21 protein-coding genes and 1 pseudogene are annotated in these 20,514 nt (G+C 61.2%); 11 read left to right on the top strand and 11 right to left on the bottom strand.

Annotated elements, in window-relative coordinates:
• Position 1: 1 nt before the first annotated feature.
• The 6 genes and pseudogenes from gcvH to VJR29_09420 all read right to left on the bottom strand — a co-directional run bounded on the left by gcvH (position 2) and on the right by VJR29_09420 (position 4,229).
• Positions 2 to 397: a glycine cleavage system protein GcvH gene (gcvH, locus tag VJR29_09445; GenBank protein HKY63630.1), complete on the bottom strand. Its 396-nt coding sequence runs from the start codon at positions 395 to 397 to the stop codon at positions 2 to 4.
• Positions 394 to 1,500: a glycine cleavage system aminomethyltransferase GcvT gene (gene gcvT, locus VJR29_09440; protein ID HKY63629.1), complete on the bottom strand. Its 1,107-nt coding sequence runs from the start codon at positions 1,498 to 1,500 to the stop codon at positions 394 to 396. Before gcvT ends, gcvH begins: the two co-directional genes overlap by 4 nt.
• Positions 1,501 to 1,592: 92 nt before the next feature.
• Entirely contained in the window at positions 1,593 to 2,462 is an 870-nt protein-coding gene (locus VJR29_09435; GenBank protein ID HKY63628.1) for a methylenetetrahydrofolate reductase, read from the bottom strand.
• Positions 2,462 to 3,313, bottom strand: coding sequence for a bifunctional methylenetetrahydrofolate dehydrogenase/methenyltetrahydrofolate cyclohydrolase FolD (gene folD, locus VJR29_09430; protein ID HKY63627.1), 852 nt, complete (start codon positions 3,311 to 3,313; stop codon positions 2,462 to 2,464). The genes VJR29_09435 and folD overlap by 1 nt, the downstream gene beginning before the upstream one ends.
• A 9-nt stretch (positions 3,314 to 3,322) precedes the next feature.
• Positions 3,323 to 3,832, bottom strand: coding sequence for an outer membrane beta-barrel protein (locus tag VJR29_09425; GenBank protein ID HKY63626.1), 510 nt, complete (start codon positions 3,830 to 3,832; stop codon positions 3,323 to 3,325).
• Between the two features lie 94 nt (positions 3,833 to 3,926).
• Positions 3,927 to 4,229 (bottom strand): annotated as a pseudogene (locus VJR29_09420) (septal ring lytic transglycosylase RlpA family protein).
• A gap of 327 nt (positions 4,230 to 4,556) precedes the next feature.
• On the opposite strand from VJR29_09420, the gene VJR29_09415 reads away from it, so the two are divergent.
• Positions 4,557 to 5,738: a Xaa-Pro peptidase family protein gene (locus VJR29_09415; protein ID HKY63625.1), complete on the top strand. Its 1,182-nt coding sequence runs from the start codon at positions 4,557 to 4,559 to the stop codon at positions 5,736 to 5,738.
• A gap of 197 nt (positions 5,739 to 5,935) precedes the next feature.
• Here VJR29_09415 and VJR29_09410 read toward each other — a convergent pair whose 3' ends face one another.
• On the bottom strand, positions 5,936 to 6,826 hold the full coding sequence (locus tag VJR29_09410; GenBank protein ID HKY63624.1) for an SHOCT domain-containing protein: 891 nt from the start codon (positions 6,824 to 6,826) through the stop codon (positions 5,936 to 5,938).
• A gap of 126 nt (positions 6,827 to 6,952) precedes the next feature.
• On the opposite strand from VJR29_09410, the gene VJR29_09405 reads away from it, so the two are divergent.
• From VJR29_09405 to VJR29_09385, 5 genes are read left to right on the top strand one after another with little or no spacing between them, the layout of a single operon-like run.
• Complete coding sequence (locus VJR29_09405) at positions 6,953 to 7,372, top strand: DUF2752 domain-containing protein (GenBank protein ID HKY63623.1); 420 nt, start codon at positions 6,953 to 6,955, stop codon at positions 7,370 to 7,372.
• Positions 7,373 to 7,388: 16 nt separating this feature from the next.
• On the top strand, positions 7,389 to 7,730 hold the full coding sequence (locus VJR29_09400; protein HKY63622.1) for a DUF4190 domain-containing protein: 342 nt from the start codon (positions 7,389 to 7,391) through the stop codon (positions 7,728 to 7,730).
• 3 nt (positions 7,731 to 7,733) lie between these two features.
• Positions 7,734 to 8,297 (top strand): 16S rRNA (guanine(966)-N(2))-methyltransferase RsmD, encoded by a 564-nt coding sequence (gene rsmD / locus VJR29_09395; protein HKY63621.1) that lies wholly within the window; start codon positions 7,734 to 7,736, stop codon positions 8,295 to 8,297.
• Positions 8,287 to 8,766 carry a pantetheine-phosphate adenylyltransferase gene (gene coaD / locus VJR29_09390; protein HKY63620.1) on the top strand — a complete coding sequence of 160 codons (480 nt, stop codon included), beginning with the start codon at positions 8,287 to 8,289 and terminating at the stop codon, positions 8,764 to 8,766. Before rsmD ends, coaD begins: the two co-directional genes overlap by 11 nt.
• Complete coding sequence (locus tag VJR29_09385; protein HKY63619.1) at positions 8,763 to 9,959, top strand: pyridoxal phosphate-dependent aminotransferase; 1,197 nt, start codon at positions 8,763 to 8,765, stop codon at positions 9,957 to 9,959. The genes coaD and VJR29_09385 overlap by 4 nt, the downstream gene beginning before the upstream one ends.
• A 43-nt stretch (positions 9,960 to 10,002) precedes the next feature.
• Here VJR29_09385 and VJR29_09380 read toward each other — a convergent pair whose 3' ends face one another.
• A complete protein-coding gene (locus VJR29_09380; protein HKY63618.1) occupies positions 10,003 to 11,058 on the bottom strand; it encodes a class I fructose-bisphosphate aldolase in 1,056 nt (351 codons plus the stop codon).
• A gap of 528 nt (positions 11,059 to 11,586) precedes the next feature.
• On the opposite strand from VJR29_09380, the gene VJR29_09375 reads away from it, so the two are divergent.
• Genes VJR29_09375 through VJR29_09355 form a run of 5 tightly spaced genes read left to right on the top strand, consistent with a single transcriptional unit; the run spans position 11,587 to position 15,963 of the window.
• Positions 11,587 to 12,351, top strand: a complete 765-nt coding sequence (locus VJR29_09375; GenBank protein ID HKY63617.1) for a CHAD domain-containing protein — start codon at positions 11,587 to 11,589, stop codon at positions 12,349 to 12,351.
• Positions 12,348 to 13,955: a Ppx/GppA phosphatase family protein gene (locus VJR29_09370; protein HKY63616.1), complete on the top strand. Its 1,608-nt coding sequence runs from the start codon at positions 12,348 to 12,350 to the stop codon at positions 13,953 to 13,955. The genes VJR29_09375 and VJR29_09370 overlap by 4 nt, the downstream gene beginning before the upstream one ends.
• Positions 13,956 to 13,966: 11 nt before the next feature.
• The gene (locus VJR29_09365; protein ID HKY63615.1) at positions 13,967 to 14,707 is read left to right on the top strand and encodes a thymidylate kinase; all 741 of its coding nucleotides are present in this window, start codon (positions 13,967 to 13,969) and stop codon (positions 14,705 to 14,707) included.
• Positions 14,646 to 15,626: a dTMP kinase gene (gene tmk, locus VJR29_09360; GenBank protein HKY63614.1), complete on the top strand. Its 981-nt coding sequence runs from the start codon at positions 14,646 to 14,648 to the stop codon at positions 15,624 to 15,626. The genes VJR29_09365 and tmk overlap by 62 nt, the downstream gene beginning before the upstream one ends.
• 4 nt (positions 15,627 to 15,630) lie before the next feature.
• Positions 15,631 to 15,963 (top strand): hypothetical protein, encoded by a 333-nt coding sequence (locus VJR29_09355; GenBank protein ID HKY63613.1) that lies wholly within the window; start codon positions 15,631 to 15,633, stop codon positions 15,961 to 15,963.
• Here VJR29_09355 and VJR29_09350 read toward each other — a convergent pair.
• Genes VJR29_09350 through VJR29_09340 form a run of 3 tightly spaced genes read right to left on the bottom strand, consistent with a single transcriptional unit; the run spans position 15,960 to position 20,459 of the window.
• Positions 15,960 to 16,508, bottom strand: coding sequence for a hypothetical protein (locus tag VJR29_09350; GenBank protein ID HKY63612.1), 549 nt, complete (start codon positions 16,506 to 16,508; stop codon positions 15,960 to 15,962). The genes VJR29_09355 and VJR29_09350 overlap by 4 nt on opposite strands.
• Complete coding sequence (locus VJR29_09345) at positions 16,505 to 17,056, bottom strand: hypothetical protein (protein ID HKY63611.1); 552 nt, start codon at positions 17,054 to 17,056, stop codon at positions 16,505 to 16,507. Before VJR29_09345 ends, VJR29_09350 begins: the two co-directional genes overlap by 4 nt.
• Positions 17,057 to 17,075: 19 nt before the next feature.
• Complete coding sequence (locus VJR29_09340) at positions 17,076 to 20,459, bottom strand: sigma-70 family RNA polymerase sigma factor (protein HKY63610.1); 3,384 nt, start codon at positions 20,457 to 20,459, stop codon at positions 17,076 to 17,078.
• Positions 20,460 to 20,514 lie beyond the last annotated feature (55 nt).

Here is a 20,514-nt window from a genome sequence, read left to right as displayed (position 1 = left end):
CTTATTCGCCCTCTTCTTCTTCCTCGATCAGCTTTTGGTAGGCCTTGGCGTCGAGCAGCTCTTTGATTTCCTCGGGCGATTTGAGCTTGATCCGGATCATCCAGCCCTCGCCGTAAGGATCCTCGTTGATGACCTCGGGACTGTCGAGGAGAGGATCGTTGCTCTCGATGACGGTGCCGGTCAAGGGCACGTAGAGATCGCTGACCGACTTGGTCGACTCGACGACGCCGAAGGTGTCGCCCTTTTCGATGGTTTCCTCTTCCTCGGGAAGCTCGACGAATACGATGTCACCCAATTGCTCCTGGGCAAAGTCGGTGATTCCGACGGTGGCGACGTCTCCTTCGACTCGGACCCATTCGTGCTCGGTGGTGTATTTCAGGTCTTCGGGAAAATTCATAAAGCGCCGGCTCCTGCCCCTATTTTTCGATTTAGGAAGGGAATTTTCGTGATTTTTGCTTTCTTCATTTTACCCCTGATGTCAACGAAAATTTCCCCGCCCTCGACGCCGGCATCGGCGTCGAGGAGCGCGGTGGCGATGCCAACGTTGAGCGAGGGACTGAAAGTTCCGGAGAGGGTCGCGCCGATCCGATCGGCCCCGCGGTAAACGGCGAAGCCTTCGCGCGGAATGCCCGGCTCCTCCATCCGCAGGCCCCGCACTCTCTTGGCCACACCCTTGGCCTTGGCCTCCAACAGCGCCGGCTTGCCGATGAAATCCTTGGCGTCGAGCTTGACCACCCAGCCGAGCCCGGCCTCCCAAGGCCCGAGGCTCTCGTTGAGCTCATGGCCGTAGAGCGGATAGCCCATTTCGAGCCGCAAAGTATCCCGGGCTCCCAAACCGACCGGCACCAAGCCTTCGGAGCGGCCGGCCGCCAGCAACTCTTCCCAAAAATCCAAGAGAGCCTTGGACTCGAGGAAGAACTCGCAGCCCTCCTCGCCGGTGTAGCCGGTGCGGGCGAGCAGAACCGGAGCCCCGGCGATCCGCAGCTCCCGGCAATGGAAGCGGTCGACCGAAGCCAAATCGAAGCCGAGCTTGGCCAAGACCCGAGGGCTGGCGGGCCCTTGCAGGGCGATCATGCCCATTTCGGGGCTGCGGTCGGTCAGCTCGGCATCGGGCTTGAGGTTGGCCTTCATCCACTCCCGGTCCTTGTCGATGTTGGCGGCATTGACGCAGACCAGGAAGCGGTCGGGCTTCAGACGATAGACGATGATGTCGTCGACCGCTCCGCCCTTCTCGTTGAGCAGGAGCGAATATTGGGCTTGGCCGTCGCGGAGCCGGGAAACGTCGTTGCTCGTCAGCCATTGGAGGGCGTTTTCGGAGCCGGCCCCGCTGATGAAAATCTCGCCCATGTGGGAGATGTCGAAGAGACCGCAGGCTTCGCGGACGGCCTTGTGCTCGGCCAGCACCCCTTCGTAGGAAACCGGCATGTCCCAGCCGCCGAATTCGACCATCTTGGCGCCGTGACTGCGATGCCACTCGTAGAGCGGAGTTTTTAGAGCCATTGGGAAGCATCTCCTGTGTCATCCGGAAACCCATCGCGCCAAGTCACTCCGCAGGGATTCCTCGTCGCTTTGCTCCTCGGAATGACAATGCATCAAAGTCCCGCTCGATCCAAAATCTGCGGCACCAAGTCCTCGCGGCCCACGGTCATGATGTGGACGCCATGGGCCCGGCCCTTGAGCTCCCGGATTTGCTGGGCCGCGAAGTCGATGCCGACCTGGAGCGGCTCGGAGCTGCCGTTGAACTTGGCGATGATCTCGTCGGGAATCTTGATGCCCGGAACGTGGGCATTGAGGAAGGCCGCTTGCTTCGGCCCCTTGACCAACAGGACGCCGATCAGGCTCTTCACTCGCTGCTCTTCGCAATAGCGGTGGAAAGCCTCGACTTGGGCCAGGTCGTAGACCGGCTGGGATTGGAAAAAGGCCGCCCCGTGCTTGATCTTCTCTTCCATCTTTTGAAAGAAGGCCCGGTTGCCGAAGTTCTTCGGGTCGACGGCTCCGCCGACAAAAAAATTCGTTTTGGCGCTGAGCGGATGGTCGCCCATGCTCAAGCCTTGGTTGAGCTTTTCGATGAGCATCATCAGCTTCACCGAGGTGCAGTCGAAGACCGGCTTGGCATCCTTGTGGTCGCCCTGGGCCACCGAGTCGCCGGTCAAGGGCAGGACGTTCTGAATGCCGAAAGCCGCGGCGCCCAGCAGATCGGATTGCAGGGCCAGCCGGTTCCGATCGCGGCAGGCCAGCTGGTAAATCGGCTCCATGCCCTCGCGGATCAGAGCGATGCTCGCGGCCAGCGAGGAAAGCCGCATGATGGCCCTTTGATTGTCGGTGACGTTGTAAGCGACCACCCGGCCCTTGATGAGGCGGGCGTGCTCCAGGAATTCGCCGAGGTCGGCGCCCTTGGGCGGCGCAATCTCGGAAGTGACGACGAATTGGCCGCTCTCCAACTGAGCTTTGAGCTGGGACATCAGCCGGCCGCCGTTCTGGCCGCCTGGAGGGTGTTCCAAAGCAGCATGGTGATCGTCATGGGGCCGACGCCCTTCGGCACCGGCGTGATCCAGGAGGCCCTTTCCAGAGCCGGCTCGAACTCGACGTCGCCGACCAGCTTGCCGCTGGCCAGCCGGTTGATGCCGACGTCGATCACCACCGCCCCGGGCTTGATCCAGCCGCCCTTGACGAATTCGGGCGAGCCGATGGCGGCGACCACTAGGTCGGCCCGGCCAACTTCACCGGCGAGATCGACGGTTTTGGAATGACAAAAGGTCACGGTCGCGTTGCGCTCCAGAAGCATGAGCCCCATCGGCTTGCCTACCATATTGCTCCGCCCCACCACCACCGCCCGTTTGCCGCTGAGATCGTAGCCGATCTCGTCGAGCAGCTTCATGACGCCGAAGGGCGTGCAGGAACGGAAGCAGGGCCGGCCGGTCGCCAAATTGCCCAGGTTGAGCGGATGGAGGCCGTCGACGTCCTTGGCCGGATCGATCTTGGATTGGATGTCGAGGTTGCGCAGGGCCGGCGGCAAGGGCATCTGGACCAGGATGCCATGGACTTGGGGGTCATGGTTGAGGCGGTCGATCAGCTCGAGCAGCTGGGCCGGCTGGGTGTCGGCCGGTAAATCGTGCTGGAATCCGGCGATCCCGGCCTCGCCGCCGGCCTTCGTCTTGTTACGGACGTAGATTTGGCTGGCGGGGTCCTCCCCCACCAAGACCACGGCGAGACCGGGCCGGACCTTCTTTTCACGGACCAGATCCTCGACGCCCGCTTTCACTTCCAAGCGGAGCTTTTGGCTAATGGCCTGTCCGTCGATGATCTTGCCCATTTCAACCCATTAGAAAGCGTACTTCAGGACCACCGGCATGAGCCGGGTCGCAAAGGCGGCATTGTCGCCGTCGAAGACGATGTCGAAAGACACGTCGGAACCGATCTTGAAGTGCTCGCCGATGCCGTACTGCCAACCGAAGACCGGGATGGCGATGTCGCCGAAACCGTTGCCGTCGAAATCGGTGCCGCCGCCGGCGCCGGCGCCGACGAAGATATCGACCTTGGGCGTGATGTTGAAATAGTAGCGGAAGCGGGCGCCGAAGTGGACCGAGTCGGTGCCGCCGGCGGTGATATCGAAGCGGAAGGACAGCGAGGTATGCTCGGTGAAGAAATACTCGGGCTCCAGGCTGACGTCGAAAGCGGCATCGAGGCCGTCGGTGCCCACGAAAACGCCGAGGCCGCCGTTGAAAACGAACTGCCGGCCGCGGGTCTCGGCTTGGGCCGCGGTGACCGAGGCGCTGAGCAGGAGAACGGCTAATAGAAATTTTTTGGCGGTGCGAAAAAAGTTTCGAGACATAATTCGACTCCTATCTTTAAGGGTATCCCAGGGTGACACTTGCGTCCGCAGACAAGCGGTCTGCCCGATAAGTAAAAAAAATTCCGAGGCTTGGCTAACGGCTGGCCTCTTCGGTGTCAACCGATATTTCCCTCGCGGCCACCTTGGTTTGACCCTTGCGATGAAAGCCGAGCTTTTTGGCCGCGGCCAGCGAGAGATCGAGAATGCGATGACGATAGAAGGGACCGCGATCGTTGACGCGAACGACGGCTTTTTCGCCATTGGAGAGATTGGTCAATTCCAGCATGGTGCCGAAAGGCAGGGTTCGCGAAGCGCAGGTCATCGCGTGCATGTTGTAGCGCTCGCCGCTGGCGGTGCGGCGACCGTGGAAGCCGGGGCCGTACCAGGAGGCGAAGCCGATGAAGTCGGGCTCGCTTTCGAGCTCGAGACTTAGCTCGACCGGCGGCGGAGCCTCCATTTCGACACCTCGAAAATGGGAGCGCAGCTCCTTCTTGTGGATTTTGGCTTGGGCGGCGCCGGCGAAAAAGACCAGCGCCGTGGCGAGGGCGGCGGCGAGGATCCGTTTTTGCATCCGCCGGGGCTAACCGTATTAGCAGCCAAAAGTCAATTCAGGAAGCCCCTGTCATCCTGAGCGAAGCGAAGGATCTATGACCACCCTGGTGGGTATGAGATCCGTCGCTTCGCTCAGGATGACCCAGCAAAAAAATCGAAGCGCCCGGGATCATTGACTTTTCCTCGGGATCCCCGCTATCTCTCGATCATGTCCAAAACCGCCAAGCCGCGGCTGCCTCAAACTCGACTGATGGTCGCCGCCTCCGAGACCGACGCCAACCTTTATTGGGCCACCAAGTTCCTCGCTCCCGACCCCATCGTCTTCATCGAGCACCGCAAGAAACGCTACCTCATCTTGAACGATCTCGAAGTCGACCGGGGCCGCAAGGAGGCCGAGGTCGACAAGGTGCTGAGCTATTCCGAGATCGAGAAAAGAATCGCGCCCAAGGCCAAGCGAGCGACGATGTCGGAAGTCATCGCCCACGTGCTCCGCGATCTCGGCGCCAAGGAAATCGCGGTGCCTTCCAACTTCCCCCTCGCCTTCGCCTTGGGTCTCAAGAAGCAGCGCTTCAAGACCCAGGCCCTGCCCGACCCCTTTTATGCCGACCGGGTTTTGAAGACGAAAGAGGAGAAAGCCGCGATCAAGCGTTCGCTGCGCTTCACCTCCGAGGCGATCCAAAAAGCTTACCAGGTGCTCGGCGAAGCCAAGATCAAAAACGGCTACCTGTATTGGCGCGGCGCCAAGCTCACCAGCGAAATCTTGCGGGGCGTCATCAATGTCTACTTGATGGAGAAAAACTGCCTCGGCCTCGGCACCATCGTCGCCGGCGGTGAGCAGGCGGTCGACCCGCACTGCCGTGGCTTCGGCCCGCTCAAGGCCCATCAGACCATCGTCATGGACGTCTTTCCGCGCTCGATGGACACTCAATACTATGCCGACATGACTCGCACCGTGGTCAAGGGCAAGGCCTCCGACGCCGTCCGCAAACAATGGAACACCGTCAAGGAGGCCCAGGAGGGCGCGATCAAAAAGATCAAAGCCGGCGTCAACGGGATGGCGATCCACCAATGGATCCACGATTACTTCGAGGCCCGGGGCTACAAGACCGGGCTGGTGAAGGGGCGGATGCAGGGCTTCTTTCACGGCACCGGCCACGGCTTGGGGCTCGACATCCACGAGGCGCCGCGGGTGTCCAAGATCTCGGAGATCCTTCAGGCCGGAACGGTCGTCACGGTCGAGCCGGGCCTTTACTATTCAGGCTTGGGCGGAGTGCGGATCGAAGACGTGGTCTACGTCAAGAAGGGCGGCTGCGAGGTCTTGTCGCATTGCCCCAAGGTGCTGGAGATTTCTTAACCCTCTCCCCTCGCGGGGTCCAAAAGGCAAACTGGCGACTTAATGTCGCCAGGCAAACTTTTGGACAATGTTAGATTTTTCTGAGCTTGCTGGTGCCCGAAGGGCGGGAGAGGGGAGCGTCAAGTCAATGCTTGCTTTGCCACGCCCCCTCTCCCGGTTCGACTACGTCGAACCGACCTCCCCCGCGAGGGGGGAGGTTAGAGATCCTTCAAGATCTCCGCTTTCTTCTGCTCGTAATCCTTTTCGCTGATCAAGCCCTTATCCTTGAGGCTCTTCAGCTCGGTGAGCCGGGTCTGGGCGTTCTTTTGATCGACCGGCGAAACCGCCGGCTTGGTGGCGGCGGTCGAGCTGGAAGTCGTGGTGGTCACCGAAGTCGGCGCGGCCGCGGCCGGAGTGGCGTTGGCAGTGCGATGGCCCTTCTTGGCGGCCTTCTCGGCCTCGGCCTCTTGGCGAAGCCGCTCGTCCTCGGCCGCCAAATTGGCCGAAATCGTCGGCCAATCGGCCTTAAGGTCGATGATCAGCTCGTCGGTCGAATTGAGGCCGAACTTCTGGCCTTGCTGCGGCTCGATCGTCACGCCGATGCTCTTGGCCTCGTCGATCAGCTTCTGGCCGGTGGTCTTGGCCTGGTAATCGCCCTGGAGCTTGGCCTCGGTCTTGATGAAATCCATGTGCAGCTCGCTGCCGACCACCCACATCCGCACGATCGTCAGCTTGTCGTTGCGAATGATGAAATAGGGCCGCTTCTGAACCACCGACCAAACCACCGCTTGGTTCGGCTTCGCCTTGGCGAAGGCTTGCACCAGGTAGGGCACGAACTTGTCGATGTACTCGACTTCGTAGAGGTCGCGATTCTTGGATTCCTTGAGCAGGATGAGCTTCTTGCCGTACTTGAGGCTGCTCAGGATGGCCCGGAGCTGGGTTTCATCGAAATTGTAGGGTTGGTTCAGCGTTTCCCCGTCCTCGGACTTGAACTTCTCGATCTTGACGAAGTTGGCCTGGTTATTCGGCTGCTTGTAGATCGTCTCGGCCAGGGCCGGCGACGAGAGCGCGAACATTAATATAGGGAAAAGGGTCAAAATCTTTTTCATGGAAGCTCCAGTTCAAATTTCCAGAATTGCGAAGCAGATAGCCAAAAAGGCCAGATAGGTCAATACGATCAAATATTTGTTGCCTATCGCCAGGGCTTTCCACACTATAGCCCGTCAAGGAGTACCATGATTCGACGCCGGTTCTGGCTGCTGCTTCCCGTCGGTTTTTTGATCGTCGTGGGTCTTAGCGCCTTGCTCACGCCCAATCCTGCGGGTCTGGGCACCCATCGCTCGCTCGGCCTGCCCGACTGCCTTTTTCTGCACTGGACCGGCATCCCCTGCCCCGGCTGCGGCCTGACCACCAGCTTCGCCTGGATGGCCCATGGGGCATGGCTAAGGGCCTTCGAGGTTCACCCGCTGGGGCCGCTGCTTTTCCTGGCCTTCGGCTCGGCCGCCCTCCTGGCCGGCTTCGAGTATTTCGGCCGCTCCACCCCGCTCTCGGCCCTGGCTCGAGGCAAGGGAATGGGTTGGGCCTATGCCGCTGTGACGCTTTACCTGGGAACTTGGGCCTTTCGTTGGGTCCTGCCCCAGATTTTTTCCCATTGAACGAAAGGACGAGCCTATGACGCCTCCCATCACCTCCACTCCGGTTCAACCGACTCCGCCGCCGGCGGCGCCCAGCCAAAACAATTCCAAGGCGACCATCGCCCTGGTGTTGGGCATCCTCAGCCTGGTCTGCTGCGGTTTCCTGTCGGGCATTCCGGCCATCATCCTGGGCCGCTCCGAGCTGAAGGCCATCGATGAGGGGCGTTCGCCGGAGACGAACCGGACTCTGGCCAAGGTCGGCTGGATCCTCGGTTTGGTCGGAACCATCCTCAGCGTCGTCGGGGCCATCGTCTACATCCTGATCATCGTTCTCGCGGTCACCACCGGCACGATGCAGAACGCGCCGGCCACTTTCTAAGGCATGGGCCTGAAAATCACGGCCGGCTCGGCCAAGGGCCGCAAGCTCAAGGGCCCGAAAAGCGCCGGCATCCGTCCGGCGGCGGCCCGAGTTCGGGAGTCGGTGTTCCAAATCCTCGGCGATCTCGAGGGCCGGCGGGTGCTCGACCTTTTCGCCGGCACCGGCAGCATGGGTCTGGAGGCCCTCTCGCGCGGCGCCGCCCAGGTCGATTTCGTCGATCCGAACCAAGCCGCGGTCAGCCTGCTTTTTCACAATCTCAAGCTGACCGGCTTCAGCGACCGGGCCCGGGTGATCAAGAAAAAAGCGATTCCGGCCATCGATTGGCTGGGCCGGAAGAGCGAGCCCTACGACCTCATCTTCGTCGACCCGCCCTATGACAAGGGCCATGTCGATGCCACCTTGAAGCAGCTCCTGCGCCATCCGCTGCTGGCCGCCGACGGCCTCCTGCTCTGCGAGCATTCGCCCCGGGAAAAACCCACTTTTTTGGGTGGACTCGAAGTCGTGGATGAACGTAAGTACGGCCAAACTTACGTGACCTTTCTCAAGCGGAAAGCCGATGCGCCATAAAATCGCGATATACCCCGGTTCCTTCGATCCCCCAACCTACGGCCACATGAACATCGTGGAGCGGGGCTTGGATATTTTCGAGAAAGTCATCATCGCGGTGGCCCGCAACACCTCGAAGAAATCGCTGCTCAGCCCCGACGAAAGGGTCGAGCTCCTGCGCAATCTCTTCAAAGGCCGGCGCAACGTCGAGGTCGACCAATTCGAGGGCCTCTTGGTCGAATACGCCAAAACCAAAAAAACCAACGTCATCCTCCGCGGCTTGCGCACCGTCGCCGATTATGAGTACGAATTGCAGATGTCCTTCTCGAACAAGAGCCTCAACCCCCAAGTTGAGACGATCTTCATGATGACCGAGAGCAAGTTCAGCCACATCAGCTCCTCCATCATCAAGGAGATCGCCTACTTCGGCGGTTCGGTGAAGGGCATGGTCCATCCGCTGGTGGAGAAGACCATTCGGAAGAAATTATGATCCAACTCGCCAAACGCATCGCAAAAGTGAAGCCCTCCCCCACCCTGGCCATCGACAGCAAGGCCAAGGCGATGAAGGCCGAGGGCATCGACGTCGTCGGCTTCGGCGCCGGCGAGCCCGATTTCGACACGCCGGAGCACGTCAAGCAGGCCGCGGTCGAAGCCCTCAAGGCCGGCAAGACCAAGTACACCCCGGTCGGCGGAATCAACGAATTGAAGGACGCGATCGTCGCCAAGCTCAAGCGCGACAATGGCCTGACCTACAGCCGCGACGAAGTCCTGGTGAGCTGCGGCGGCAAGCACTCGCTCTACAACATCGCCCAAGTCCTGCTCGAGGAAGGCGACGAGGTCATCATTCCGGCGCCCTACTGGGTCAGCTATCCCGATCAAGTCCTGCTCAACGACGCCAAGCCGGTGATCGTCGACACCCAGGAGAAGAACGGCTTCAAGATCACGCCGGCCGAGCTGGAGAAGGCGATCACCTCCAAGACCAAGGCCTTCGTCCTCAACAGCCCCTCCAACCCGACCGGGTCGGCTTACACCAAGGCCGAGCTCCAAGCGGTGGCCGACGTGCTAGTGGCGAAGAACGTCGTCTGCATCTCCGATGAGATCTACGAGAAGATCGTCTATGACGGCTTCGAGTTCGTCTCAATCGCCTCGCTGGGCGACAAGATCAAGGCCCTGACCATCACCGTCAACGGCGCCAGCAAGGTCTACTCGATGACCGGCTGGCGGATGGGCTACGCGGCCGGGCCCAAGGAAATCATCGCGGCCATGACCAAGCTCCAGGGCCAGGTGACGACCAACATCAACAGCATGACCCAATGGGCCTGCGTGGCGGCGCTCAACGGCGACCAGGGCTTCCTCAAGGAATGGGTCGGCGAGTTCAAGAAGCGCCGGGACTACATCGTGAAGCGCTTCAACGCGATGCCCGGGATCCAATGCTACAATCCCCAGGGCGCCTTCTACGTCTTTCCGAACATCTCGTCTTATCTTGGCAAGAGCGCCGGCGGGAAGAAGATCGCGACCGACTCCGATTTCTGCGACTACCTGCTGGAGAAGCACTTGGTGGCCTGCGTGGCCGGCTCGGGCTTCGGCGCGCCGGGCTTCATGCGGCTCTCCTACGCCACCAGCATGGCCAATATCGAGAAGGGCTTGGACCGGATCGAAAAGGCCTTGAAGGACTTCTCCTAGCTAAGCCATTGGACTTTCATGCCGTCCGTTTCATCGGTCGATCTTAAGCCACGGTTACCGATTTGGCGAGGTAGACGTCTTGAATCGCGTTGAGCAATTCGACGCCTTCCTTCAGCGGCTTCTGGAAAGCCTTGCGTCCGCTGATCAGACCCATGCCGCCGGCCCGCTTGTTGATCACCGCGGTCCGGACCGCTTGGGCCAAATCGTCCTTGCCGACCGAGGCGCCGCCGCTGTTGATCAAGCCGGCCCGGCCCATGAAGCAATTCAAGACTTGGTAGCGGGTAAGATCGATCGGGTTCTCCGAGCAGAGCTCGCTGTAGACCTTCTTGTGGGTCTTGCCGAAGTTCAAGGCCTCGTAGCCGCCGTTGTTCTCGGGCAGCTTCTGCTTGACGATGTCGGCCTCGATGGTCGCGGCCAAGTGGTTGGCCTGGCCGCTCAAGTCGGCCGCGACATGGTAGTCCTTCTCCTTGGTCTTGAAGGCCGAGCTGCGAAGATAAGCCCAAAGGATCGTCACCATGCCGAGCTCATGGGCCTTCTTGAAGGCCTGGCTGATCTCCCAAATCTGGCGGCGGCTCTCCGGCGAGCCGAAGTAGACGGTGGCGCCGACGCCGACCGCGCCCATGTCGAAGGCCTGCTCGACCGAGGCGAAAAGGCTTTGGTCGAAGGTGTTGGGATAGCTCAAGAACTCGTTGTGGTTGATCTTGAGGATGAAGGGAATCTTGTGGGCGTATTTCCGGGCCACCGAGCCGAGCACCCCCAAGGTCGAGGCCACCGCGTTGCAGCCGCCCTCGATGCCGAGCTTCACCAAATTCTCGGGATCGAAGTAGATGGGATTGGGAGCGAAGGAAGCGCCGGCCGAATGCTCGATGCCTTGGTCGACCGGAAGGATCGAGAGATAGCCGGTGCCGGCCAGGCGGCCGTGGTTGAAGAGGGACTGGAAATTCCGGAGGACATTGATCGGGCGGTCGGTCAGGGTCCAAACCCGGTCGATGAAATCGGGCCCCGGCAAATGGAGCTGATCCTTCGGCACCGTCTTGCATTGATGGCTGAGCAGCGCCTCGCCATCCGAACCCAATAATTGCAGAATCTTTTCGCTCATGACGATCTCCAGGCTAATGTCATTCCGAGGAGCGAAGCGACGAGGAATCCTCAAGGGACTCCGTAGCGGATCCTTCGCTGGCGCTCAGGATGACAAGTTTCCCAAACGCCGGCTGGAGATAAACGATGGGCCTGGATTAGGTAAAGACAAAAAACCCGATCCGCGTTTTCAGCGGATCGGGTTCAAAACCGGTTCCTTCGGCGAGCCCACTTCCAAAGAGGAGGTCTCGAATTCCGCCTCTCCACCCCTAGTTTCTCGCCTTTCCCCGGAACCTGGCTGGCTAATTATAATTGCAAAACCATTGCCAAAGAGGCAATCCCTCCCTTAGTATAAGCACTTGATTTAGTTTAGTTTTTTAGGATAAACCGAGAAAGTTCCTCCACGCTTTCGATCATTTTGAGAAGGTTTCTCAGTTTGAGAATGGCCTCTATAAGCAAAAAAGATGCTGCTCCGGCGCGAAACGGAAAACTCGCCGGCCCTGTCTTTTCCCGCACCCTTTTCGACAAGCTTTTAGAAATCGCGAAGACTTTGAAGAACTTCGACGGCAAACTCTCGCGCGGCCAAGTCCATCGGCTGCGAGTGGCGACGCGCCGGCTGCGGGCGATTTTCGAAGTTCTGGCCGAAGCCCCACCCTCCGGCCTGAATCGCCGGGCCGAGAGGTCCGTCAAGTTTTTGACTAGCCGGCTCGGCGAAATTCGCAGCCTCGACGTCAGCCTGAAGCTCTGGCGCCAACGCTTTTCTCTCCCTTTCGCCGAAGCGGAGCTGAAAAAATCAGCCCGCCGGGCCCGGAAAGGGCTGGCGAAGAAAATCGGAAAAGGCCGCCGGGCCGGTTTGGAGAAAGCACTGCGAAAAATTCTTCGGCAGCTCCGCCGCGGTGAGGAGAACTATCAGCCGGCTTGGGAAAAGCGCCGAGCCTTGGCCGAGCGCGAAGCCCGAAACAGCTATTCGGCCTTTCGCCGTGGCGGCGACATCGAGTCGCTTCATGAGCTGCGCATCCGACTCAAGCAATGGCGCTACCTGCTCGAGCTGGCGGCAAATCCGACGGCCGAGCTCCGGGCGATCGAGCAGCTCAAGGCGCTCCAGGACGACATCGGCGAGATCCACGACATGGAAGTCTTGCTCCAATGGCTGAAGAAGGGCCGCCTCAAACGGCTCGCTCAAAAGGAAGGGGCCGGGAGTGATGTGAAAGAGATTCGCCAAAGCCTGAAAGACGACATCGAGGCCGGGCAAAAGAGCTTTCTGGCCCGCCAAAGCTCGGCCCTCGCTCGAATCTTTCCAAAGGAGAACGCTTGAGAATCGCCGTCATCGACCTGGGAACCAACTCCATCCACATGCTGATGGCCGAGATCCATCCCAATTTCACCTTCGAGGTTCTGGGTCGGGAAAAGGAGATGGCCCGGCTCGGCGACGGAACCATGGCCAAGCGCTACTTGAGCCGGGCGGTCATGGAGCGCGGCCTGGCAACGATCCGCAAATTCTACTTTTTGGCCCAGAGCAAGGGCATTCAAAAGATCGTCGCCGTCGCCACTTCGGCGGTGCGCGAGGCCCACAACGGCGGCGAGTTCATCCAAAAGATCCGCAAGGAAACCAAGATCCGGGTCCGGGTCATCACCGGCGAGGAAGAAGGCCGCCTGATCTACCTCGGCGTGAAGCATTCGCTGGAGCTGCCGGAGGGCAACACCCTGATCATCGATATCGGCGGCGGCAGCGTCGAGATCCTGCTGGTCAATCCCCAGCGCATCCTCTTTTTGAAAAGCCTCAAGCTCGGGGCGGCCCGGCTGAAACAGCTCTTTCTCAAGGAAGGCGGCGAAAAAGAAATCCACCGGATGGAAAAGTACGTCACCACCCAGCTCAAGAGCATCGCCCCCCAAATCAAGGCCCTCGGCGTCGACCGGGCCATCGGAACCTCCGGCACCCTGCAAAATTTGGGGGCCATGGCCGTCGGTGGAGCCCGCGCCGACACCTTGAGCTACGAGGACCTGAAGGAGCTCTACGGCCGCTTGATCCACTCGACGGCCGAGGAGCGGGCCGCGATGAAAGGCCTCGATCCGCTGCGCAACGACCTGATCGTCAGCGGCGCGGCTTCGGCCTTCCTGGCGATGAAGGCCTTCAAGCTCGATTCGATCTCGCTCTGCGACAAGGCGATCCGCGAGGGCATGGTCTACGATTACATCGCTCGCAACCGCTTTCGCCTCAAGAGCGAGGAAACCATTCCCGATGTCCGGCTGCGCAACGTCCTGCGCTTGGCCAGCAAATGCAATTACGAAAAGACTCACGCCGAGCACAGCGCCAAGTTGGCGCTGCAGATCTTCGACCAGACTCTCAAGCTCCATGGGCTGGGCGGGCTCGACCGCGAGTTGCTGAACTATGCGGCTTTGCTTCACGACATCGGCTACCATATCGGCTTCTCCCGGCATCACCATCACGCCTACTACCTGATCAAGAACTCGGGGATGAACGGCTTCAGCCAGGAAGAGCTCGATATCCTGGCCCTCGTCGCCCGCTATCATCGCCGGAGCCTGCCCAAATCGAAGCACCCGGAATGGGCCAAGCAAGGCAAGGCGGTCCGGCGGCGGGTGAAATGGCTGGCCGGAATCCTGCGCGTTGCCGACGCCCTCGACCGCTCTCACTTCGGCGTCGTCGACTCGGTGGAAGTGAAGATGAAGAAGAAAGAGATTTCCTTTCTGCTCAGCGCCCACAACGACGCCGAGTACGAGCTTTGGGACGCCCGCCAAAAGTGCGATCTCCTCGAAAAGCTCGCCGGCCGAGATTTATTTTTCTTGTTGAAAGAAAAGGCGGCGATGCCTAGTGGCAAGGTATTGAGGGGCCCTTGGGACAGGGATAGTATGGAAAAGGCGACGGCACGGTTGAAGCGTTCGCCTTCCATCGTGAAGTGACCGGAAATACTATGATTTTTCAAGAGCCGCACAAATACCCGGGCAAGCTCATCATCGTCGAAGGCATCGATGGCTCCGGAAAATCCACCCAAGTCCGTCTCCTCCACAGCTTCCTCGAGTCCCAAGGCTATCCGGTCTTCATGAGCGAGTGGAACAGCTCGGTGGTCGTCAAGAAAACCACCAAGGAGGGCAAGAAAAAGAAGTCGCTGACCCCGACGACCTTCAGCCTCCTCCACGCCACCGACTTCGCGGACCGGCTTTATTACCAAATACTTCCGCCGCTCAAGGCCGGGATGATCGTCTTGGCCGACCGCTATGTTTACACCGCCTTCGCCCGCGACGTGGTCCGGGGGGTTCACCCGGTTTGGGCGCGAAAGGTGTACAACTTCGCCGCGCGGCCCGACCTGGCCTTTTATTTTAAAACGCCTTTGGCGGTGGCCATCGACCGCATCCTCTCGGGCCGTCCCAAGCTGAAATATTATGAAGCCGGCCTCGACCTGAACCTCTCCGGCAACATCGAAGAGTCCTTCAAGGTCTTTCAAGGGATGATTTTGAAAGAATACGACCGCATCGTGTCCGAATTCGGCCTGACCGTCATCGACGCCACCGAGGACATCGAAGAGCAGCAAAAGAAGGTGCGGGAGCTGGTGATGAAGCAGCTGGAAGGCTTCACCACCAAAAGGAGAAATTATGCCAAACGGAATAAAGTTTTTTGGCGAAGGTTTGCCCTACCTCAAGACAAGCGACCTTAAGGGCAAGCTGATCGCGATCGAGGGGACCGACGGCGTCGGCCGGTCGACCCAGATCGAGCTGCTCGACGATTGGCTCCAGGTCCAGGGCTTCGGCACGGTGATCACCGGCTGGACCCGAAGCAACCTCGCCGGCAAGGCCATCGAGATGGCCAAGGGCGGCAACATGATCGACCGCATGACCTTGGCCCTGCTCTATGCCACCGACTTCGCCGACCGCCTCGAAAACCAGATCCTGCCGGCCATGCGCAGCGGCTTCGTCGTGCTGGCCGACCGCTACGTCTACAACGCCTTCGCCCGCGACTCGGCCCGCGATCCCAGCATGGCCTGGATCAAGGACGTCTACGGCTTCGCGCCGGTCCCGGATTTGGTCTGCTATCTCCGCATCGACGTCGACAGCCTGATCCCCCGGGTCATCGAGTCGGGCGGCATGAATTACTGGGAATCGGGGATGGACCTGCACCTGGCCGACAACATCTTCGATAGCTTCAAGAAGTATCAAAAGACCTTGATCGACGCCTACGACAACATGGCCGAGCAATATCAATTCCAGGTCATCGATGCCCGACGCGGCGTCGAGCAAATTCAACAGGATTTGCGGGAACGGATCCAGGGCCTGATCCGGAAGGGCGGCAAGGGGCCGAAGACCTTGGTGCCGATCTCCGGCAGCGGCGCGGAGAAGCCGAAGGCCGGCGCCGACAACCTTACCTCGCGGAACATCGAGCGTCGCCTGCAAAGCGTCGAGCTCAGCCCGAGCGCCCCATTGCTCTCAACTGTCTCGGTTGGAGAAGATAAATTAGTTCTGACGAAGCCGTCTCCGACGCTCGTTCCAGATCCAGCCGACAAAGTCCTCCCTTTTTCAAAAGAAGGCCTCCCCGCCGGCCGCAATTCAGAAGACTCCGAATCCACGAGCTCAAGTTAGGCTCGTGCCCGACCAGCATGAAGCGCTTGCCCTCGCGCCGGCCGATTTTCTCCAAAAAAGGCTTGAGCGAGCCGCTGGGCGCCAAGTCCTCCTGGATTTCCAAAGCCCCTCCGTAAGGCAGGTGCTGGCGGACGAGCTCGGCGGTCTGGACCGCGCGGGTGAGCGGCGAGCTGAGCAGGCCGTCGAGCTTCAATTCGAGCCGATGCATGCCGTGAATCGCGGCGACCATCTTCAAGCGGCCTTTCTCGGTCAGGGGGCGCTCCTCTTCCGAGTAATCGCCCTCGCCCCTTTCGGCCGCGATGGCATGACGCAAAAAATACAATTCCAGGGACATTAGCGACCATCCTCTCGAACCGAATCGGCGACGTCTCGAATGACGCCGCGGTGTTTCGGATAATTCGAAGCCTCGGCCCAGCCGACGACTTGATGGAAGTACTCCGGCGTCTCGACGATGGTGTGGAGGTAAGTCACCTTCATCCCGTCTTGGGCGGTGCCGTAAATTTCGTAACGCAGGGCCCGATGCTGGCCCACCGAGACCCACCAGGGTCCGCCTTGGCGGACACCGCTCATCGAAGCGGTTAAGCGAGCCCGGGCATTCTGCGAGTATTTTTGCAAAGTGTGGTTATCGCCCTGAACCTCGGATTTTTTCTCGCTCACCACGATCAAATAGATATCGGCTTCGGAATCGCCGACCTTGAGGTTCGCCAGGGGGTTGAGTGAATCGACGGTCGACCAATTCGGCGGCAGGGTCACGGTCAAACGACCGTCCAGACCGCTGGGCATCGGATTCGGGCCCTTGCCTCGAAAGTAGCTCAGCCCGACCGAGAGGGCCATCCCCAGCAAGGCGAGCCCGACTAAGGCCGGAACCAAACGCTGCTTCATTGAGCCGTGCTTCCCGGGACTTCCCGGAACATGGCGATCACCTTCTGCAGGGTTTCTTTATTTTTCTCGAAGCGTGAAGGGACGGTCCAAGCCAGGATCTGGTGGAAGTAATTGGGGCTCTCGGCGGTGGTGTGAAGGTAGACGATGTTGACGCCGTCCATCGAGCCGCGGATCTCATACTGGAGGGCGGCCATGTCGCCGACTTTCATCGCGAAGGCCGGTGACAGCTGGGGCTTCTTGACGCCGTCGATCAGCGCCTGGCGAGTCAGCTTGGAGTGGCCTTCCAAGGTCATCTCGTCGAGATCGGCCTTGGGCTCGCTTAAGACCACGATATACATCTCGCTGGGCCGATGCGAGGCTTGGAGGTCGGCCGAATCGTTCAGGGATTTTTCCTCTTTCCAGCCGCCGGGCACGGTGATCTCGAAATGGCCGTCGGCGCTGACGATCTTTCGGGTCGCCGGCCCCTTTTCCCTCGGGCCGCAGCCCAGCGTCAGCAGGCAGAGCAAAAGGGGAAGGCCCAGAATTAGCTTGAGGCGAATCGGTTTCATCAAGTCTCCTTGGTCGGCATCAGCGGATTTTATCGGCGCCAAGCAGCTCGCGATGGGGATCGTGGCGTCGGCGGAGAGACCGCCCCAAATCCAATCCGGCCCCGCGGAGCAGCGAGAGCGCCGCCAGCTCCCCGGCGATGGCCGCATCCCGGACGTAACAGCCCAGGCCTAAAGTATGATTGGCCATCCGTAGGCGCTCGGCATCATAGCGGCGGCCGAAGTACTGGTCCATCGCAAAACGCGCGACCGCGTAACCCTGCCCCGGAGCCGGCATCGTGGTGTAGTAATGGGGAATCCCGTCCTGGGGGCGCCCGTCCCAAACCTGCTCGTGGACTTGGATCATCGCCTCGGCGTCTTCCCGGCCGTAGGCCTCGAGCATCATCTCGCGCAAAGTCAGGCGCTGCTCGCCGTTCCAACCGTGAAAAAAGGTGACCATCGGCAGCCGCGGGCTCAGCGGATCGGGCGAGTTCCAGCGGGCGAAGCGCGGGTTGGCCGATTCCTCGGTCGGCGGCAGCAAGTGGCTGCGGAGATTGGTCTTGCGGATGTGGGCCGGCTCGAGCCGGGCCAGCGTTTCGACCGGCATCTCGGTGCCCGAGATCTCGAAGCCGCGAAGATGCTCGGGCGCCAAGGCCAGGATCGCGTAGTCGAAGCTCTCCTCCCGCGGCCGGCCGCCTTCGTTGAAGGAAAGCCGAATGCCGTCGGCCAGCGCTTGAGCGCCGCGCACCGGCGTCCCCAAGCGAACCTCGCCGCCGGCCGCGAGGATGGCTCCCAGCTCGGCCTCGGCCAGGCGCTGCATCCCGCCGACGATCTCGTAGCGCGGCATGGGAGTCTGGCTCTTCGCCAGGTTGATCGCATACGAGAGAGCCGAGATGTTCAAGGTCCCCTCCTCGAAGCCGAGCCGGGCCACCATGGCCTCGACCTCCTCGGAGCTCAAGGGGCCGTTGCGGCGTCCCAAATAACGGATGAAGTCGACGGCGCTCTGGCGATCCAGCTCTTCCCAGCTCCGGGACGAAAGGGCCTCGCGAGCCGACTGGCGGAGGATGCGCAGGGCCTGGGAGAATTGGTGGCCGGAAATCCGGATACCTGACGGTGTGACGAAGGGCGCGAGGTCGTAATCGTGGCGCAGCGCTGTGGTCGGGAGCTCGTGCTCCCGGATCATCCGGTCGATCGGATAAAAATGCTCGGCGTCGACGAACTGAGCCCCGAGGTTGTCGGGCGCGGCTTTTCCGCCGGTCCGGTTCATCCCTTCAAAGACCGTGATGCGAGGCTCGAAGCCCTGGGCCCCGTCGCTGAAGAGGCGGAAATTCCGCAGGGCATTGGCCGCGCCGACCCCGGCCATGCCGAAGCCGACGATCGCGACGCGGGGCCGCAGCGGCGGCCGACTGCTGACCAGCGAAAAGCCGGAGCCGGGATCAGACCCGTTGGTCGGCGCCTCGGTTGAATCCGATGCCGAAGCTTTCCGAACCTTTGGGGCCTTGTAAAACGCCGGATGGCGCAAGGGCTCGGCCCATTCGACCCGGACCCCCTGGCTCTCCAAATGAACTCGAAGCTGATAAAGGAGCCGGGCCTCGCGGCCTTTGACTTCGGCGGCCGTGCTGCCCAAGCGCGCCGCCACCAGCTCACGGCTCGGCTCGGCGGGATCGAGGAGCCGGCTTTGCAAGATGACTCGATCCGACTCGGCCGGGCGGCTGGCGATGAACCGCTCGATCGAACGGCTAAGCCCTCGGCCCACCAATTGCTCGTCAACCCGCGGCTTTTTGTCGGGCAGGATCTCGTGCAGATCGTAGCCTTCGTCCTCGCCGGAGCCGCGCTTGGCGTCGATGCGCTCCAGGTAGCGCGAGCGCTCCATGCCCCGGAGCTCCTCGAGCCGGGCGGGCGAGATATCCAGGCGCTCGGCCAGTCCCAATTTCTCGATTTCGGCGCCCGAGGCCTGCAGAGCCTGGATCTCCTTGCGCAAGGTCCGGAGCATGTCGAGCTGATGGGCCGGAAGCCTCACCTGGTCGAGGTAATGCGAAGCGTAGTCGGTCAGGTTGGATCGAATCCACCAAGTCCCGTAAGACTCGAATTTCACGCCGTCGCGAAAGTCGAAGCGCTGGGCCGCCTCGAGCAGGCCGATCTGCCCTTCTTGCATGGCGTCCAAGAGCTCTTGGCCGCGAAAGCCGTAAGCCCGTACCCAATGGTGGACATAGCGGATCTCGGAGCGCAGCAATTCGTTCTTGGCGCCTTGGTCGCCGGCCTGGATCCGGCGGATCACCTCGCGCTTTTCGGCCTCGGGCAGCATCGTCGCTTCGCGCAGCATTTTGCGGAGAGCGTCGAGCGAGCTCAAAGCCGCGAGCGGGCGGGAATCGGCTTGGCGGCGCGCCGGCTCGGGGCTTGGGCTCCTGGGCGACATCGGCGACTCAGGTGAGGCGGCCGCCGGCCTTTCAATCTCGACCGGAAGCGTGGGGCCCGACGAATGGCGGAAGCCTTCGGGTCCCTCCGGCACGGCGATCGAATACACCGGCCCATCGAGCAAAGGCCCGCGTCCCGCCAAAAAACGCGGCCGCGATGAAGGCTCGGAGACCGCGGCGGCGGCCCGCGAGTCCCACTCGCGTTCCAAGCGACGGCCACCCTCGCCGAGCAAGCCTTGGGAAAGGCGCCCGGCGACGTGAAATTGAAGCTGAAGAACCAGCGAATCGACCAAGACCGAAGCGCCGTCGCGCCGCGGAGCCAAGCCGGCTTGAACTTCGAGCGCGTGGGCGCCGAGAATTCCGGTGAAAATGCCGGCTTGGGTGAAAACACTCTGCAGCGGCGAACCGCCGGTTCCGCCAACCCGGCGGTAAGCGGCGGTGGAAGCCGCGCCGCTCAAACGCAAGGCGCCGAGAAAGAGATAGCTCGCGGCCAGCTCCCGGCCCAAGCCGGCGCCGCTCCAATCCTGAGCCCGACCCAGCGTTTGATGGCCAAGCTTGGCGCTCAAAGTGAAGACCGGGGCTTCGACCGCGAAACCGGCCAAGGAAGCGGCCAAGCGAGCGCTGCCCGCCCCACTCAGCCATCCATTGGGCGAGGCCGCCAGCCGTCCGACCACCGCCAAACGAGTGGCCCGAAAGGCCAAGCCGCCGGCCGCCATCGCCGCCAGTGCCGCCGGATCGGTGGCTTCGCTGAAAAAATGACGGAAGCCCCGCTCGACCCGGTCGCCGACCGGACCTTCGCCGCTCAAGACCGCCAAGCGGCGCTCGGCCCGCTCTCGCAAATTCGAAGGAAAAGATTCGCCGGCCACCCGGCCATATATTTCGGCGGCCATCGCCTCTTCGCCCCGCGATTCGATTCGGGATGCCAAAGACAATAGTCCCTCGGCGCGCAATTCCGCGTCGTGTTCAAAATCCAAGGCGCGAAGCTCGCGCTGCCAAGCCGGTGAAGTCCTCATAACCCAAGGTACTTGTGCCTATCCCCTAATATCGCACGGAAGAATGCCGACCCTG

The sequence above is a fragment of the bacterium genome (assembly GCA_035281585.1).
GTDB lineage: Bacteria > UBA10199 > UBA10199 > DSSB01 > DSSB01 > DATEDP01.
This window is presented reverse-complemented; position numbering and strand designations above follow the sequence as displayed.

What these genes read in the sequence shown, in the direction of transcription:
- gcvH (HKY63630.1), bottom strand. Translation starts at nt 397, where the DNA reads ATGAATTTTCCCGAAGACCTGAAATACACCACCGAGCACGAATGGGTC.
- gcvT (HKY63629.1), bottom strand. Translation starts at nt 1,500, where the DNA reads ATGGCTCTAAAAACTCCGCTCTACGAGTGGCATCGCAGTCACGGCGCC.
- VJR29_09435 (HKY63628.1), bottom strand. Translation starts at nt 2,462, where the DNA reads ATGTCCCAGCTCAAAGCTCAGTTGGAGAGCGGCCAATTCGTCGTCACT.
- folD (HKY63627.1), bottom strand. Translation starts at nt 3,313, where the DNA reads ATGGGCAAGATCATCGACGGACAGGCCATTAGCCAAAAGCTCCGCTTG.
- VJR29_09425 (HKY63626.1), bottom strand. Translation starts at nt 3,832, where the DNA reads ATGTCTCGAAACTTTTTTCGCACCGCCAAAAAATTTCTATTAGCCGTT.
- VJR29_09410 (HKY63624.1), bottom strand. Translation starts at nt 6,826, where the DNA reads ATGAAAAAGATTTTGACCCTTTTCCCTATATTAATGTTCGCGCTCTCG.
- VJR29_09405 (HKY63623.1), top strand. Translation starts at nt 6,953, where the DNA reads ATGATTCGACGCCGGTTCTGGCTGCTGCTTCCCGTCGGTTTTTTGATC.
- VJR29_09400 (HKY63622.1), top strand. Translation starts at nt 7,389, where the DNA reads ATGACGCCTCCCATCACCTCCACTCCGGTTCAACCGACTCCGCCGCCG.
- rsmD (HKY63621.1), top strand. Translation starts at nt 7,734, where the DNA reads ATGGGCCTGAAAATCACGGCCGGCTCGGCCAAGGGCCGCAAGCTCAAG.
- coaD (HKY63620.1), top strand. Translation starts at nt 8,287, where the DNA reads ATGCGCCATAAAATCGCGATATACCCCGGTTCCTTCGATCCCCCAACC.
- VJR29_09385 (HKY63619.1), top strand. Translation starts at nt 8,763, where the DNA reads ATGATCCAACTCGCCAAACGCATCGCAAAAGTGAAGCCCTCCCCCACC.
- VJR29_09380 (HKY63618.1), bottom strand. Translation starts at nt 11,058, where the DNA reads ATGAGCGAAAAGATTCTGCAATTATTGGGTTCGGATGGCGAGGCGCTG.
- VJR29_09365 (HKY63615.1), top strand. Translation starts at nt 13,967, where the DNA reads ATGATTTTTCAAGAGCCGCACAAATACCCGGGCAAGCTCATCATCGTC.
- tmk (HKY63614.1), top strand. Translation starts at nt 14,646, where the DNA reads ATGCCAAACGGAATAAAGTTTTTTGGCGAAGGTTTGCCCTACCTCAAG.
- VJR29_09350 (HKY63612.1), bottom strand. Translation starts at nt 16,508, where the DNA reads ATGAAGCAGCGTTTGGTTCCGGCCTTAGTCGGGCTCGCCTTGCTGGGG.
- VJR29_09345 (HKY63611.1), bottom strand. Translation starts at nt 17,056, where the DNA reads ATGAAACCGATTCGCCTCAAGCTAATTCTGGGCCTTCCCCTTTTGCTC.
- VJR29_09340 (HKY63610.1), bottom strand. Translation starts at nt 20,459, where the DNA reads ATGAGGACTTCACCGGCTTGGCAGCGCGAGCTTCGCGCCTTGGATTTT.